This is a genomic window from Pseudoalteromonas sp. PAR1 (assembly GCF_947311895.1).
In the GTDB taxonomy this organism is placed as follows: Bacteria; Pseudomonadota; Gammaproteobacteria; order Enterobacterales; family Alteromonadaceae; genus Pseudoalteromonas; species Pseudoalteromonas lipolytica_C.
This window is the reverse complement of record NZ_CAMZMY010000003.1, coordinates 116,605-132,091: the sequence shown is the minus strand read 5'-3', so window position 1 is coordinate 132,091 and position 15,487 is coordinate 116,605. Positions and strand designations below refer to the sequence as shown.

Below are 15,487 nucleotides of genomic sequence, written 5' to 3'. Positions count from 1 at the left end.
TAAGTATTAACTGGTTATTACTGCTTAAAAATAACTGTTTAGCAATAGCCGTTTAATTATAGTTTAGTTTCTAGCCATTTATAAAATTCATGCAAATCACTAAACACCCCAGCCGCTTTGCTAAAATCATGCTCTTGGGTAAAGTGATTAGGCACTGCATACACAGCAACACCAGCGTTGCTAGCGGCTGTAACACCGGTAAACGTATCCTCGACTGCGACGGCTTCATTGGCTTTGATTTCTAACGTATCAAGAGCGAGTTGATATGGATCGCCAGCAGGTTTGGGATTGTTAACATCATCTTTGGTAACGACACAATCAAACCAATCAAAAATGCCGTAGCCTTTTAAAATAGGATAAGCTTCATCTTTGGCACTGCCTGTTACTAATGCCATTTTTACACCACTGGCTTTTACTTGCTCAAGCACAGCTTTTGCGTGCGGCATGAAAGTTGGTAAGTTTGTACTGACAAAACGGCCAAATGCAGCATATTTATCATCTGTTAGCTGCTCTGGACTGATGTTAAGTTGATAGTTGGTAACAACCTCTTTAGCTGCTTCAAGGGTTGGCCTACCAGAAAAGCGCTGACAAAACGTAGTCTCATCATATTGCACACCAAAAGGCGCTAATAAGTCGTTCCAAATATTAAAATGCACACTTTCTGAATCTACCAAAGTGCCATCCATATCAAACAAAACCGCTTTTAAAGTCATCCTCATTCCTTTTACGATCTAAAAACTAAAAGGTGCCTATGGCACCTTTAAATAATTCAATATAATTACTCGGTTAAGCCTGCCGGAGGTTCAGCAAACGCTTCTTCACCTGTTTCTACATCGACCAGCTCATAGCCTCGTTGCTTTCTAACTACTTTTAAAATCGGTTTAGAAAAAGCCGTTTTTAAACGCTCAGCATCTGCTTCTAGTTCTTCAACAGTGTGACCAAACGGAGCAGCTCCTGTTTCAGACCAATTGGTTACTTTACCATTGAGGTTATATTCAACTTCATGAATTTGATATTGTGCCGCTTCATCCTTTGTTGCTTCACAAAAAATAACGCGGTAGTTCCAAAATCCAGCCATAGAAATTCTCTTCTCTTAAATTAATCCTGCCACTTTAGCAGTTACAAATGCGATTATAAACGAAAAAACCCGCTATACAGCGGGTTTTAATAGGCTTTTAATTTCAGCTTAGAAGAAGCTTACTTTGAACTCAGCACCGATGTAACGCTCTTCGTTCACCATTGCTGTGTTGTTATTAAAGTCGATAGCGCCGATTGATTGCTGCTCGTCGAACATGTTACGAACGAATGCTGATACTTCATATTCGTTGTCGCCTTCAGCCCAAGCATAACCTGCACGTAAACCAACTTCAGTTAATGGCTTGCCTTCAAACTCAACTGACTCATATAAGAAGTAGTTGATTTCGCTACGGTAAGACACGTCAGCGTAAGTGAAGAATTCACCGTCAGCAACTTCGCGGCTATAACGTAAAGTTAAGTTTGAGATCCACTCAGGTGCGTGCGGTAAGCTGTTACCATCAAGGACAGCTTGACCTGCGCTGTTTAATGAGTTTGTAACAGTACACTGTGCACATACGTCAACGGCTAAGTCTTTATCTTTAAGCTCAGTGTTGTTGTAGCTTAAGTTAAATGTAGCGTTTAGGTTGTCTGTTAATACCCACTCAGTGTCTAACTCGAAACCGTAACCAGTTGTCTTATCAGCATTAACTAAGCGGTTGAAGTTTGCACCACCACCTACAGCTGTTAATTGTTGGTCATCCATTGTGTAGTAGAACACTGTCGCGTTTACACGACCTTGGCCGTCAAGTACGTCAGATTTGATACCTGTTTCGAAAGACGTCACAGTTTCAGACTCAGCAACAGTTACTTCGTCACCGAATAAGATACGACCTTGGATACTTGGAGCACGGAAGCTGTTAGCAACACGCGCGTACCAGTTTACGTCATCGTTGATCTTGTAGTTAGCAGATAAATCCCAGCTAACGTGGTCGTCACTTGGATTTTCTGTAAGGTATAACGCACTACCACCAATTGGGCTTAAAGTACGGTCTGCTGAGAATTCTTTTTCGTCATCTGAGTAACGAAGGCCCGCAGTGATTTTTAAGTCGTCAGTGATTGTGTAATCTAATGAACCGAATACCGCCCATGCTTTGGTATCTTGTTGCTGGATAACATAGCCGTTTAACTCACCTGGTGTTGAACCATAAGTGTCGTAGCTGAAGTTTTCGATTGTTAGCGCTTCATCAAAGTAGAATAAACCTACTTGGAAGTTAACGTCGCCAGCATAGTTGCTAGATAAACGAAGTTCTTGCGTGTATTGGTCTTGATCTGGAATACCGTCAGCACTTTCAGAGTAGAACGGGATAAAACCTGGGCCCATATCTGGTAAGTAGCTTGCACCGTAACCACCGTCGATGTCAGCGCGAGAATAGATTTCAGCACTTTCCCATGCAGAGATTGACGTAAGAGTTAAATCGTTGATATCCCACTCAAGCTTTAAGCTTGCGCCTTGAGATTCAACTTGCTGTGTCGCACGAGAAGCAGCATCGTGGTAAACCACATCGTGCTCGTAGTTATCAGCTAAATCGTTTGTGCCGGCTTTGATAGCGTTACCACGGAATGCGATTGGCGTACCATCCATATCACGTACATGGTAGTTGAAAAGACCTGTGAAATCGTCGCCTTCATATAAGAATTGAACACGTGCCGCTTTTTCAGTGTACCCACCTAATACATCATTTTGCTCAAAACCTGGTGCACGGTTATCGATATAATCGTCTTTTTCTTGCCAAAGTACAGAAACACGTGTTGATAAACGGTCTGTTAAACCACCGCCAACAGCACCTTCAAAATCAACTGCGCCACGGCTACCGTAAGAAACTGAGCCATAGCCATCAAATTCTTGTGATGGTTTTACTGTATCAAATTTAACAAGGCCAGCCGGTGTATTACGACCGAATAAAGTACCTTGTGGACCACGTAGAACTTCTACACGTGCTACGTCAAATACAGGGAAACCTTTTAAAATTGCGTTCTCTTGAACAACTTCGTCTACAACTAGCGAAACTGGTTGAGAGGCATTTAGGTCAAAGTCAGTGTTACCTAGACCACGAACATAAAAGCGTGGGAAAGAACGACCAAACGAAGATTCGATTGATAGGCTTGGGATTTTCGCGTTCATAAAACGAATATCCATACCAGCTGAGCTATAAGCGTCTAAACTGTCACCTTGTAGTGCAGATACTGCTACAGGTACTTCCTGTGCATTCTCTACACGTTTACGTGCAGTGATTTGAATAACTTCTAATTGGTTGTTTTTTGCTGCTGGTGCTTCGTCTGCAGCAAGAGTTGAAAATGAAGTACCTGCTACGGCAGAGAACAACGTTGCATTGATAAGTGTTGCTAACGTAGATCTTTTCATTGCTTTCATGTCGGGTTTTAACCTTTTTTATGCACTCTTATTCAACGGTGATGATGTTGCGTCAATTCATTTGACGGGCTCGGCCAATTTTTCGCGCCTTGTAATAAGCTGCGCGGACCTCTTAATCGAGAGTGCAAAACGAGGTAAAGAGGCTGAACGAACGCTGACGATTATAACACTTTATGACACTTTTACTGCATTAAAAATTATAAATATACAAATTTTTTACAACAATTAGCGGCAACATCGCCGCATTTAGAAGATTTTATGCAATTATTTTTCAACAAAGCGGACATATGTCCTGTGCAAATAATCACGACAATGTGTAGGCGTTGTGTACAGATGAGAGCCACTTTCATTTAACCCTTTTTTAGTAACTATTCACCAACGCGCGCGAATTCTGGATTAGCCAATTCACAATTATGCTCATTTAATAATCCTAGAATAGCAAGGTTTAACTCTTCAATTACTTCCATATAAAATGCAAAGTCAACCGTTTCTACGTAGCTTAGTACATCAATTTGTAAAGCCCAAGGTGTAAACCCTTTAAAACGCACTCTACAAGGTTCAAATGCAATATGCTGGTGCTGCTCTAAAAGCTCACGAAGGGCTGTCATAAAAGCTTGTAAGTTTTGCTGTTGGGTATTAGCGCTAAGCATCAGTTTAGGTCGATAAGAAATACGCTCACGCTCAGAAATATTCTCAAGCTGCATATCAATAAATTTAGCATTAGCAACATATATAACAGAGCGATCAAGGGTGCGGATACGCGTAGCCCTTAGCCCTATTTCTTCAATCGTACCAAGATGATTACCAAATTTGCACAAACTACCAATTTTAACCGGAGCCGAAATGTAAATTGTAATAGCCGCTATAATGTTCTCGACTGTTTTTTGCGCAGCCAAAGCAATGGCAAGGCCGCCAATGCCTAAACCTGCTAATAAGGTTGTTGCATTGAAGCCTAGATTTTCAAACCACACAAATAGCAACGAAATAACGATCGTCGTTTTTACAACATTGCTAACAGGTCTCAATAAAAATACAGCTTGTGGTTTATCTTGATTTATAAAGCGTTGGCTTAATCTATGCTTTGCTAAATCAACAGCGCGCAAACACACCCACCCCCAGGCAATAAGTAACACAGTTGCACCATGAAATAGAGCCATCACCGCAATAGTGACATTAGACTGATCACTTAATGAACGTGACAGTAATACTGCAAGTAATAAACAAATAGGACCATTTACAAAGCTCAAGACGTCGTCTTCAACCGCTACCTTTTTATGTCCAAGCACAAAAGTAATTAGCCGAGTAATGACAATCGCTGCAACTAAAAACAACACAAATGAAAAAGCAAAATAAATCCATTGCCATAACATTACGCCTAAAAATTCTAAATCAGGCAAATGCTTATATAACCATTCCCCAATCAAGTTATAGCCAAACTCCTTGGTTAAAAGAGGTATTTGACTAACGGTAGCGTTAGAGATTTTCCAGATCCGGTTACCTGTTTTTTCATCGGGCACAAGCTGTAATAAAACCTGCACTTTTCCTTCAGATGTTTTAATTTCTCCCACTAAGTCGCGATAGCTTGGCACATCTTCTTTTTGCTTCCCTTTGGGTTTATTACTTAAGCTATCTACATCTACCCACAACGTGCGATCAAGCACGACTGAAAGGTTCTCTGCAAGTTGTAATTGACCTACAGCTAGCACCTCTTGCGGCAGGTTTCTGTAATCAAGGTAATTTTTCGCACGTTCAAAGTCACGGTTTCGAGCAGCTTTTAAGTAACCTTGCATGGCACTTCGTGGGGTGAGTCGATCAAAGGCATCAAATGGCTGATCATCATATTGTTCAACGCTGGGGTCAGCGACAGTGGTTGTTGCTTCTTCAACTTGAAGGGGGGACTTTTTTTCTTCTTGCTGTTCTTTGCTATCTTTATCGATGAGCGATTTCACGGTTACTTCAGGTGTTGTAGCGAATACTGGGTTAAAAAACAATGCCAATAACCACACCGATAAACTGGCTAAATATAGCGGAAACTTGTTAGCGCAACTCTTCACACATCATTCCTTGTTCGAAAAACATTAAATACGATTACAAATTTTATCCTATAAATTAGAGCATGGTTTGGATAACTGTACAAAAAATAATTAAATACCTATGCAAGCAGTCAGCTAAATGTTAGTTATAAAGGAACATTAGCAAAGGAAAAATATAATGCAGATCTCAAGTTCACTGATCCCTCATTGGTCATCTTTACTTATTCATGGGGCTATCGCCATTATCTTTGGTTTATGTGGTTGGTTTGCACCTCAAGCCTCTTTAGCCGTATTAATGTTTATATTTGCCGCTTACTTCTTTGTAGATGGTTCCATTCGAACCTGGCTTGCAATTGCATCTAAAAAAGACAACCCGCTTTGGTGGATGCTATTAATAGGTGGCTTGATATCAATTGCCGCAGCACTCGTTACTCTGTTTGCACCGAATGTGACTGCTATTTTAATGTTGTACTTTATTGCTGCGTGGGCAATTGCTATAGGGGTAATTGAAATTGCAATAGCCAGCAAACTTCGTAAAGAGATAACTAACGAATGGCTACTAATTGGCAGCGGTATTATTTCAATTATCTTTGGTGGTTACCTGATGTTTAACCCGGGTGCGGGCATAATTACCCTACTTTGGCTAGTTGCAAGCTATGCCATCGTGTTTGGTATTATGATGGTGTTGCTAGCCTTCAAGCTTAAAAAACTTAATGAACAAGCATAAAAAAAGCGGCTAAGCCGCTTTTTTTATTTTTGACTATTACGCCTTGTTAGGGCAATTTCACCATCGATATGAATATCGCGCTGTGGGAACGCAATGGTAATGTTGTTTTCAGCAAATACTTTATAAATGCTAAAACGCAGTTCACTACGCACTTGGCGAAGCGGTGCTTCTGATTCGGCACACACCCAAAAAATAGCGCTAAAAGTTAAAGAGCTATCTGCAAAGTCATCAAATAACACAGATGATGCCGGTGTTTTTAAAATGGCAGGATGCTCATCAAGAATTTGCTTCATCAGCTTTTCAACTAACACCACGTCTGAACCATAAGCAACACCAACATTCACAAATGAACGAGCATTACGGTCAATCAAGGTCCAGTTTGTTACAGTATTCTCTAGCAAGTGACTATTTGGTACTAGCATGTGCACACCATCGTTACGGCGAATACGAGTTGAACGAGTATTAATAGTTTCAACCACTCCTTTTGCTGTACCCACTTCTAAAAAATCACCAATACGAATTGGTCGCTCCCACATTAATATCCAACCACTAATAAAGTTATTGATAATGTTTTGCGCACCAAAACCAACACCGATTGCAATGGCACCAGAGACAAATGCAAACGCCGTTAGCGGAATATTGAGTACCTCAAGTGAAGTAAACACCAGCACCGCGATAGTTACAACAAGGTAAATACGGGTGAATAAATGAACTGTGTCTGGCCCTAGGTTTTTTGCCAACAATGCTTTTTTAATTAATCGACCTATCCATGTGACCACAAACCACATTAAAAACAGCACCAGAGGCACTTGAATTACTTTAAGTACGGTAATTTGCACGTCGTTATAGGTGAACAACACAAACGATAATGCAGATTGCAGATCAGCAAAGGTCATAAATTAACATTCCTGGTAAAAAGAGAGTTTGATTCAGTTTTGACTAAGTTTAGCACGGCATAATAGGGTAAAACTTGGTAAATACTAAGTTCTTTATGCGCAAAATGCGCTAATTATTAACTCTTTTAGCCCATAGCTGCTATATACATAGGTAAAGCTTGTAGGTTTAGCAGGCTTTGAATAGCACGAGGAGAACACAATGTCACAAATGACACTCACACAAAAACTTGCCACTTTACAACCACTGGTTGATTTAAACTTATTTGAATCAAGTCTAGAATATCGCAACCGCATCTTGAACTTACTTGCTGAACAAGAACAGACACTTGCACTAATCAATAAAGAATTTGGTAATGCAATGCCTGAAAACTTTGGTTCAGAGAAAAAGTTTGTGTTGGGCTACAACTGATCAATGCCAGTTAACTCTAACAAAAATCTAATTTGGCAATCAGCGCCATTTTCAATTTAAGCTAGCCATCACCTTTATTTGATGGCTTTTTAAACACTTTATCCCTGAATCACTCTTTTTTGCGGCATACTTACCTATTAAAGCGACAAACTTGCTTCTTTCTACTTATAAATTTGATAAGTTAGAGAAGATTTATCCACATTTTTGGAGCTCTCATGCGTAAAACCTTAGTAGCAACCACCATTGCTAGTGTTCTTTTATTATCTGCTTGTAGTTCACAACAAGCTGACACTCAAACTCAAGTTGAAACAGCCGCTGAAACACAAACAGCCAATGTTGAAAACATTCTTTTTAAGCCAAGCCCTTTACAGTACATGGCACCAGAGTTTGATAAGCTTTCGACTAAAGACTATGAGCCAGCGTTTGAAGCAGGGATCGCACAACAAAAAGCTGAAATTGCAAAGATTGCAAATAACCCAGAGCCAGCAACATTCGAAAATACCCTTGTTGCAATGGAATACTCGGGTGAATTATTAGACCGCGCTTCTGCGGCATTTTTTAATTTATCGGGTTTAATCTCTGACAGTGAGTACCAACGTATCGCCGCGAAAATGGCGCCGATTATGTCAGCTCACACTGATGACATTTACTTAAACAAAGCTTTATTTGCTCGCGTACAAAGCATTTACGACAATAAATCGTCACTAAATGCTGAAGATCAACGCCTTGTTGATTACTACTACAAAAAATTCGTTAACGCGGGTGCAAAACTAACTGAAGCTGAAAAAGCAAAAATGCGTGAAATAAACGCAGAGCTTGCCAAGCTTTCAACGATGTTTTCACAAAACATCTTAAAATCATTTAAAGAAGATGTGATTTTAGTTAAAGATAAAAGCGAGTTAGCAGGTTTATCTGAAGGCGAAATCGCAAGTCTTGCGGCAGCAGCCAAAAAAGCAGGTAAAGAAGGCTACATGATCACACTAGTGAACACGACTCGCCAACCTATCTTACAAAGCCTTGAAAACCGCAAGCTACGTGAAAAAATTTGGACTACATCTGCAACGCGTGCACAAGCGACAAATGGCCCTATTATCATTAAAGAAACCAAGTTACGTGCAGAAAAAGCAGCATTACTTGGCTACAAAGATTGGGCTTCATATGTGATGACTAACCGTATGGCACAAACAACTGAAAACGTTTACGGCATTCTTGATGATTTAGCGCCAAAAGCGGTTGCTAAAGCAGAAGCAGAAGCAGAACAAATCCAGCAAGTAATCAAAAAATCAGGTGAAACGTTTGCACTACAGCCATGGGACTGGGCGTTTTATGCTGAGAAAGTTCGTCAACAGAAGTACGACTTAGACCCAGCTTTAGTTAAGCCTTACTTTGAAATGCAGTCAGTGATCCATGACGGCCTATTCTTTGCGATGAATAAACTTTATGGCATTACGTTCAAAGAGCGAAAAGATCTGCCTGTTTATCACGAAGACGTGATGGTGTTTGAAGTATTCAATGAAGACGGTAGCGCTATCGGCCTGTTCTATATGGACCCTTATGCACGTGAAGGTAAACGAGGTGGTGCATGGATGAGCGCCTATGTTAGCCAAAGCGGTTTAAAAGGCACCAAGCCTGTGATCTACAACGCACAGAACATTCCTAAGCCAGCTGAAGGTCAACCAACACTCATGACTTTCTCTGAAGTAACAACGATGTTCCATGAATTTGGTCATGCTGTACACGGTTTATTCTCTGATGTTAAATACCCAAGCTTAGCGGGTACAGCGACTGCACGTGACTTTGTTGAATTCCCTTCACAAGCAAACGAAGACTGGAATATTGAACCGACAGTACTTGCAAACTACGCCAAGCACTACAAAACAGGTGAGCCAATTCCAAAAGAGTTACTTGCAAAAGTACTTGAGTCACAAAAGTTCAACCAAGGCTTCGATACTACTGAGTATTTAGCGGCGGCACTGCTTGATATGGAATGGCACTCATTTGGTGTTGATGCTGATATCACTGACGTACAAAAGTTTGAACATGATGCATTAGACAAGCACGGTATCGCGTACTACCCAGTACCACCACGTTATAAGTCTTGCTACTTTAGCCACACTTTTGCTGGGGGTTACTCAGCTGGTTACTACGCTTATCTTTGGACTGAAGTATTCGCAGCAGATGCGTTTGCACACATGACTGAACAAGGTGGTTTAACACGTGAAAATGGTGACAATTTCCGTAAAGAGATTTTATCTAAAGGTAACAGCCGCGACTTAATGCAAAGCTATATTGAGTTCCGTGGTCAAAAACCAACTACAGACGCACTATTAAAGCGTCGTGGTTTAGTTGAATAATCACACCGTTATTTAAAGCATGAGGGGAAACCCTCATACTTTTTAAGTATCAATTAAACTTTCACCCCGCTTTTATTCCTATTTACCTCAAAGCAATTGTCAGTTAACTCGTTTTTGCTAATCTCAAAGAAAAACACGAGTTCACACATGAAAAACGCTTTACTTTTAGGACTTTGCTCAGCTTTAGCTGCATGTTCATCAACCCCAGATGAGCGCGCCGATATCGTGATAGAAAACGCCCAAATTATTGATATGCAAACTGGGGCTATCACAGCAAAGCAATCACTTGCCATTCGCGATGGGATCATCATCAAACGTAGTGATAAACCTTTAAGTAGCCAATATCAAAGCTCAACATTTATTGATGCAAAAGGTCAGTATGTCATGCCTGGTTTATGGGATATGCATGTCCATTTTGGCGGTGGTGATAAGCTTATTGAAGAGAATAAACAGCTACTGCCACTTTATTTAGCCTATGGCGTAACAACCGTTCGTGATGCTGCGGCTGATTTGAGTGAATCTGTACTTAGCTGGCGTGAACAAGTAAAACAAGGTCAGTTAGTGGGCCCAACTATTTTTACCTCTGGCCCGAAATTAGAAGGTAAAGGGTCTATTTGGCCCGGTGATTTGGAAGTAGAAACAACCGCAGAAATGCATGCTGCAATGGATCTGTTAAACAGCATGGACGTCGATTTTATCAAAATTACCGACAGCGCTTTAACGCCTGAGCTTTACCTAAAGGCAGTAAAAGAGGTTAAAAAGCGGGGTTATCAAATTTCTGGTCATATTCCATTTTCATTGTCTGTGACTGATGTCTCCATGGCGGGTCTTGATGCTATTGAGCATATGACCTATATGCTTAAAGCTGCGGCTAAAAACGAAGCGGATATTTCTGCAAAGGTTGCCTCAAAAGAGCTGAGCTATCGCACTGCGCTGCCCATTATCACCGCGCAGTTTAATGAACCAACAGCCGTTGAGAAATTTACAGTTCTTGCCAACAATAACACCGCAGTGGTGCCTACCTTGATTGGTGGCAAAATAACGGCTTACATTGATGAAGATAATCATCAAGACGATGCTTTTTTAGATTATTTGGGTAAAGGTTTAAAAGCAACTTACCAGTGGCGAGTCGATAGAGCTAACAAAGACACGCCCGCACAAATCGAACAGCGCAAAGAGCGTTTTATTAAAACTGCACAGTTACTCCCTATCGCCCAACAAGCAGGTGTGAGCATTATTGCAGGCACAGATGCAGGCTTTTTAAATTCGTATATTTATCCGGGGCTTTCTTTACACCAAGAACTGAGTATTTTTACTGAATATGGCCTAACACCACTGCAAACGCTGCAAGCTGCAACACTCGCGGGGCCTAAATTTTTAAATAAACAACAGCAATACGGTGCACTTAGTGAAGGCAAAGTAGCCGATCTCATTTTGCTTTCAAAAAACCCGCTTATTGATATTCGTAATACACAAACACTAAAGGGTGTTGTCTCGCACAGCACGTTTTACGATAGCAACGCACTTGAGCTATTAAAGCAACAAGCAAAAGCCTTTGTTGCCAGCCAACCCTAACCCCCCCATTGCCCATGACCGCGTATTATCCGTCATGGGCAATTTTAATTTTCAGCCATCTCATATACACTGCCCTTTTTTGCACAAAACTCGAATAACATGACCTACTTATTTGCTGTAACCCTGCTTTGGGCCTTTTCGTTTAGTCTTATTGGTGTCTATTTAGCAGGCCAAGTGGATGCATGGTTTAGTGTGTTAATGCGCATTGGCTTGGCAACTTGCGTGTTTTTGCCCTTTTTACACTGGCGTAAAACCCCTAAAGCCTTAGCACTAAAGCTCATGGCAATAGGCGCAGTACAACTTGGTGTGATGTACAGCTTCTATTACCATTCGTTTTTGTACCTTAGCGTGCCCGAGGTACTGCTATTCACGGTAATGACGCCACTTTACATCACCCTGTTAAACGATTTGCTTGAAAAGCGTTTTAATGCCAAGTTTTTATTCGCCGCATTACTGGCTATTCTAGGCGCCGTTGCTATTCGCTATGAAGGCGTCGATGAAAACTATCTTATTGGTATGTTAATGGTTCAGGCTGCTAATATTTGCTTTGCCACTGGGCAAGTAACTTACAAACGTTTAATGCAAGATCAGCAACTCCCCCACTCTCGGGTGTTTGCTTGGTTCTTTATTGGCGCTTTAATTGTCGCACTGATTTGTTACGGCTTATTTGGTGATACCAGTAAGCTGCCCACCACTACTACACAATGGGGCGTGTTAATTTACTTAGGCACGATCGCTTCAGGGCTTGGTTATTTCGCGTGGAACAAGGGCGCGACCATCGTCAATGTAGGTGCGCTGGCAGTAATGAATAACCTACTGATCCCAGCAGGGATCATCGTTAACATTGTTATTTGGAACCGTGATGCTGATATCATCAAGCTTGCCATTGGCGCAGCGATTATCTTATTAGCACTTATTATAAATCAGAAACTTAATAAAACTGCCATGGAGTAATGATAGGCTAAACTCTATTAGATTAGAGGAATGCTGTTATGCGCGCACTGGTTTTATGTTGTTTAGTTTTCATTATTCAAGGTTGTAAGAGTCTGCCTGATGAGCAGGCAGTGCAAGTTGGCGCTAGGCCTTACTATTTAATCGACAATATGCCTGATGGGCCGTTAAAGCAGCAACTTGCGGCATGCGGTAATGGCCCTTTTTACAAAACTGATTTTGTCATTGGTCATCGCGGTGCCCCCATGCAGTTTCCTGAGCACAGCAAAGAGTCATATTTAGCCGCTGCAAGAATGGGCGCTGGCGTACTTGAATGTGACGTCGCCTTTACTAAAGACAAACAACTCGTGTGTCGTCATTCACAGTGTGATTTACACACCACTACCAACATTTTAGCGATTCCTGAGCTCGCAGCAAAATGCAGCCAACCTTTTACTCCGGCCAAAGACGGCCAACCAGCTCAGGCTAAATGCTGCACCAGCGATATCACCCAAGCTGAGTTTTTAACCCTAAAAGCTAAAATGGATGGCGCCAATGCAAATGCCAAAACGGTCGCAGAGTATATGCAAGGAACACCAAGCTGGCGCACTGATTTATACGCAAACAGTGGCACCGTAATGACCCACCAGCAAAGCATTGAGTTATTCAAATCACTGGGGGTAAAAATGACACCCGAGCTAAAAAGCCCAGAAGTTAGCATGCCATTTAACGGTTTTAGCCAGCAAGATTATGCGCAAAAAATGCTTGATGAGTACCGAGCTTTAGGTGTGAATAGCGATGATGTGTATCCGCAATCATTTAATCTTGAAGATGTGAAGTATTGGCTAAACAATCACCCTGAATTTGCAAACAACAGTATTTATCTTGATGGCCGAGATGGGCAAGCAGACTTTGATGCTATGGATGAAACAACTTGGCAGCCATCAATGCTGGCTCTGTATAACGAGGGAGTACGCATTATCGCACCGCCAATGTGGATGCTTTTGAGCCTTGATGAGTCAGGTAAAATCGTGCCATCGCTTTATGCTATTAAAGCTAAACAAGCCGGACTGAACATCATTACTTGGAGTTTAGAGCGCTCTGGTCCATTAAATAATGGCGGTGGTTATTATTACCAGTCGATTGCCAGTGTAATTAAACAAGATGGGCAAATGATGAAAGTGGTAGACGTCCTTGCTAAGCAAGTGGGTGTGATGGCTATTTTCTCTGACTGGCCTGCTACTCTTACCTATTACGCAAGCTGTATGCAGTATCCTGCCTCAGAGAGTTAACTGAGCATCAATAAATTTCAAGGGCTTTGACTCGTCCAAAAGGTGGGGCTGAGGTATTATTAGCTAAACCGTTTTTTACAAGGATAAACATGATTATTCAGCACCAGAGCCACGACATAGCGACCAACACAGGCACAATGCGCACCAGTATTTATCGCCCTGTAGAAGAAGGTAAATACCCGTGTATTATTTTCTATTCTGAAATTTTCCAAGAAACAGCACCAATTGCACGCTCTGCGGCAATACTTGCTGGTCATGGTTTTGTCGTGTTAGTGCCAGAAGTTTTTCATGAGTTAAATCCTATTGGGACAGTACTTGCCTATGATGATGCTGGTAAAGACAAAGGCAATGCCGACAAATGGGCAAAACCGCTTGAGAGCCATGACTCAGATACTGACGCCTTAATTGCATTTGCACGTCAGCAAGATTACTGCACAGGAAATGTAGGTGCGATGGGCGTATGTATTGGTGGTCACCTCGCGTACCGTGCTGCATTAAACCCAAGTATCAAGGCCGCTTTTTGTTTATACGCGACAGATATACACAGCGATACCTTGCCTGCACAAGCGGGTAATAACTCGTTTGAGCGCATGGCAGATATTAAAGGTGAAATTCATTTTATTTGGGGTAAACAAGACCCACATGTACCAAAAGAAGGCCGCCTTAAAATTTACCAACAAGCGGTGGCAACAGGAATTAATTACCAGTGGCAAGAGGTTAACGCCCAACATGCGTTTATGCGCGACGAAGGCGACCGATACGACCCAGCCCTTGCGATCAGCATGTATCAACAAGCCGTTGCTTTATTTAACAGAACACTGGTTTAAATTGTCATAGTAGCAACTTGATTAGTAAAATAATCTTTCAAGTAATCAAGTAAAACCCGCAATTTTTTACTTCCCGCCGCCCCTGGCGGGAACACCCCAAAAAGCTCAATATCTGCGGTTTTGTAATCATCTAAGATTGTCCGTAACAATCCCGCTTTGATCCTTGGCAGTGCATCATAAACAGGGATCTTCGCTAAACCATGCCCAGCTTCAACAAAAGCTGTTCGCGCAGCAGCATTATTAGTACTTATGCCACCACTAACAGGCACCTCATAGCGGCGTTTATCTTTTTCGAGTGTGGCAATGGCACTACTTGGTTGATACACCACCCACGTATGCTCAGCTAAATCGTCAATGCTCTTTGGTATAGGGTATTTTGTAAAGTAATCGACTGAGCCACATATGCAGGTCGCCAGACTTGCAAACTTAGTGGCTTGTAGATTTGAGCTCTCAAGGGCTACGCCTCTAATCGCTAAGTCATAGCCCTCTTTGATGATATCAACCACATCATCACTGAGCTGTAAATCGATATCAATTTTTGGATACAAACGCTTAAACTGGGCCAGTGCCGGTACCACAAGTTGTAAGCCAACATTCACCGGACAACTCAATTTAATAACCCCAACGGGCTCACTCTTTAAGTTTTCAAGGTGTAAGTTAGCAGCCTCAGCATGCTCGGTGATAGCCTGACAACGTTCGTAATAAGCCATCCCTGCTTCGGTGAGGGTCATGGTCCGCGTTGAGCGATTAAGTAACGTCAGCTTTAATTGCTGTTCTAATTTCTTTAAGTGGTAACTGACAACGGCCCTTGATAAACCAAGTTGTTGAGCCGCTTTAGTTAAGCTGCCTTGCTGCACAATATGGGCAAACACCACCATGCTTTTTAATTGCTCAAACGATACTTTCATACAAACTCCTAATCTAACCTGAATGATTGTATCAATTATTAAACCAATGAAGTCAAATTTATCTGCGTTGTTTAACTCGATTTTCACC

At 41.6% G+C, this 15,487-nt stretch carries 13 protein-coding genes; 7 read left to right on the top strand and 6 right to left on the bottom strand.

The genetic code is table 11. From position 1 onward, the window contains the following. Positions 1 to 56: 56 nt before the first annotated feature. The 4 genes from QL229_RS03360 to QL229_RS03345 form a co-directional block, all read right to left on the bottom strand. Positions 57 to 713 (bottom strand): HAD family phosphatase, encoded by a 657-nt coding sequence (locus QL229_RS03360; protein ID WP_253038705.1) that lies wholly within the window; start codon positions 711 to 713, stop codon positions 57 to 59. 65 nt (positions 714 to 778) lie between these two features. Beyond that, positions 779 to 1,078 carry a hypothetical protein gene (locus QL229_RS03355; protein ID WP_135925690.1) on the bottom strand — a complete coding sequence of 100 codons (300 nt, stop codon included), beginning with the start codon at positions 1,076 to 1,078 and terminating at the stop codon, positions 779 to 781. A 108-nt stretch (positions 1,079 to 1,186) separates the two neighbouring features. After that, positions 1,187 to 3,448: a TonB-dependent receptor gene (locus tag QL229_RS03350; RefSeq protein WP_281546483.1), complete on the bottom strand. Its 2,262-nt coding sequence runs from the start codon at positions 3,446 to 3,448 to the stop codon at positions 1,187 to 1,189. Between the two features lie 368 nt (positions 3,449 to 3,816). Next, positions 3,817 to 5,502 (bottom strand): mechanosensitive ion channel domain-containing protein, encoded by a 1,686-nt coding sequence (locus QL229_RS03345; protein WP_253038706.1) that lies wholly within the window; start codon positions 5,500 to 5,502, stop codon positions 3,817 to 3,819. A 157-nt stretch (positions 5,503 to 5,659) separates the two neighbouring features. Here QL229_RS03345 and QL229_RS03340 point away from each other — a divergent pair, with 157 nt between their 5' ends. After that, complete coding sequence (locus QL229_RS03340) at positions 5,660 to 6,208, top strand: DUF308 domain-containing protein (protein ID WP_135925692.1); 549 nt, start codon at positions 5,660 to 5,662, stop codon at positions 6,206 to 6,208. 23 nt (positions 6,209 to 6,231) lie between these two features. Here the strand turns inward: QL229_RS03340 and QL229_RS03335 are convergent, their stop codons facing one another. Further along, complete coding sequence (locus QL229_RS03335; protein WP_135925693.1) at positions 6,232 to 7,104, bottom strand: mechanosensitive ion channel domain-containing protein; 873 nt, start codon at positions 7,102 to 7,104, stop codon at positions 6,232 to 6,234. 199 nt (positions 7,105 to 7,303) lie between these two features. Between QL229_RS03335 and QL229_RS03330 the strand changes: the two genes are divergently transcribed. The 6 genes from QL229_RS03330 to QL229_RS03305 all read left to right on the top strand — a co-directional run bounded on the left by QL229_RS03330 (position 7,304) and on the right by QL229_RS03305 (position 14,491). Next, a complete protein-coding gene (locus tag QL229_RS03330; protein ID WP_135925694.1) occupies positions 7,304 to 7,513 on the top strand; it encodes a hypothetical protein in 210 nt (69 codons plus the stop codon). 215 nt (positions 7,514 to 7,728) lie between these two features. Continuing rightward, positions 7,729 to 9,867, top strand: a complete 2,139-nt coding sequence (locus QL229_RS03325) for a M3 family metallopeptidase (protein ID WP_135925695.1) — start codon at positions 7,729 to 7,731, stop codon at positions 9,865 to 9,867. Between the two features lie 147 nt (positions 9,868 to 10,014). Further along, on the top strand, positions 10,015 to 11,442 hold the full coding sequence (locus tag QL229_RS03320; protein ID WP_281546482.1) for an amidohydrolase family protein: 1,428 nt from the start codon (positions 10,015 to 10,017) through the stop codon (positions 11,440 to 11,442). 99 nt (positions 11,443 to 11,541) lie between these two features. Next, complete coding sequence (locus QL229_RS03315; protein WP_138558852.1) at positions 11,542 to 12,396, top strand: carboxylate/amino acid/amine transporter; 855 nt, start codon at positions 11,542 to 11,544, stop codon at positions 12,394 to 12,396. 38 nt (positions 12,397 to 12,434) lie between these two features. Next, positions 12,435 to 13,664, top strand: coding sequence for a glycerophosphodiester phosphodiesterase family protein (locus QL229_RS03310; RefSeq protein WP_138558851.1), 1,230 nt, complete (start codon positions 12,435 to 12,437; stop codon positions 13,662 to 13,664). A gap of 89 nt (positions 13,665 to 13,753) precedes the next feature. Beyond that, positions 13,754 to 14,491, top strand: a complete 738-nt coding sequence (locus tag QL229_RS03305) for a dienelactone hydrolase family protein (RefSeq protein ID WP_138558850.1) — start codon at positions 13,754 to 13,756, stop codon at positions 14,489 to 14,491. On the opposite strand, the gene QL229_RS03300 is transcribed toward QL229_RS03305, so the two are convergent. Next, positions 14,488 to 15,399, bottom strand: coding sequence for a LysR family transcriptional regulator (locus QL229_RS03300; protein WP_138558849.1), 912 nt, complete (start codon positions 15,397 to 15,399; stop codon positions 14,488 to 14,490). The two genes, QL229_RS03305 and QL229_RS03300, sit on opposite strands and share 4 nt — an antisense overlap. Positions 15,400 to 15,487: the final 88 nt, after the last annotated feature.

Excerpts from the sequence above, each read along its gene's own strand:
- QL229_RS03310 (WP_138558851.1), top strand. The coding sequence starts at position 12,435 with ATGCGCGCACTGGTTTTATGTTGTTTAGTTTTCATTATTCAAGGTTGT.
- QL229_RS03340 (WP_135925692.1), top strand. The coding sequence starts at position 5,660 with ATGCAGATCTCAAGTTCACTGATCCCTCATTGGTCATCTTTACTTATT.
- QL229_RS03320 (WP_281546482.1), top strand. The coding sequence starts at position 10,015 with ATGAAAAACGCTTTACTTTTAGGACTTTGCTCAGCTTTAGCTGCATGT.
- QL229_RS03335 (WP_135925693.1), bottom strand. The coding sequence starts at position 7,104 with ATGACCTTTGCTGATCTGCAATCTGCATTATCGTTTGTGTTGTTCACC.
- QL229_RS03330 (WP_135925694.1), top strand. The coding sequence starts at position 7,304 with ATGTCACAAATGACACTCACACAAAAACTTGCCACTTTACAACCACTG.
- QL229_RS03350 (WP_281546483.1), bottom strand. The coding sequence starts at position 3,448 with ATGAAAGCAATGAAAAGATCTACGTTAGCAACACTTATCAATGCAACG.
- QL229_RS03355 (WP_135925690.1), bottom strand. The coding sequence starts at position 1,078 with ATGGCTGGATTTTGGAACTACCGCGTTATTTTTTGTGAAGCAACAAAG.
- QL229_RS03360 (WP_253038705.1), bottom strand. The coding sequence starts at position 713 with ATGACTTTAAAAGCGGTTTTGTTTGATATGGATGGCACTTTGGTAGAT.
- QL229_RS03325 (WP_135925695.1), top strand. The coding sequence starts at position 7,729 with ATGCGTAAAACCTTAGTAGCAACCACCATTGCTAGTGTTCTTTTATTA.
- QL229_RS03300 (WP_138558849.1), bottom strand. The coding sequence starts at position 15,399 with ATGAAAGTATCGTTTGAGCAATTAAAAAGCATGGTGGTGTTTGCCCAT.
- QL229_RS03315 (WP_138558852.1), top strand. The coding sequence starts at position 11,542 with ATGACCTACTTATTTGCTGTAACCCTGCTTTGGGCCTTTTCGTTTAGT.
- QL229_RS03305 (WP_138558850.1), top strand. The coding sequence starts at position 13,754 with ATGATTATTCAGCACCAGAGCCACGACATAGCGACCAACACAGGCACA.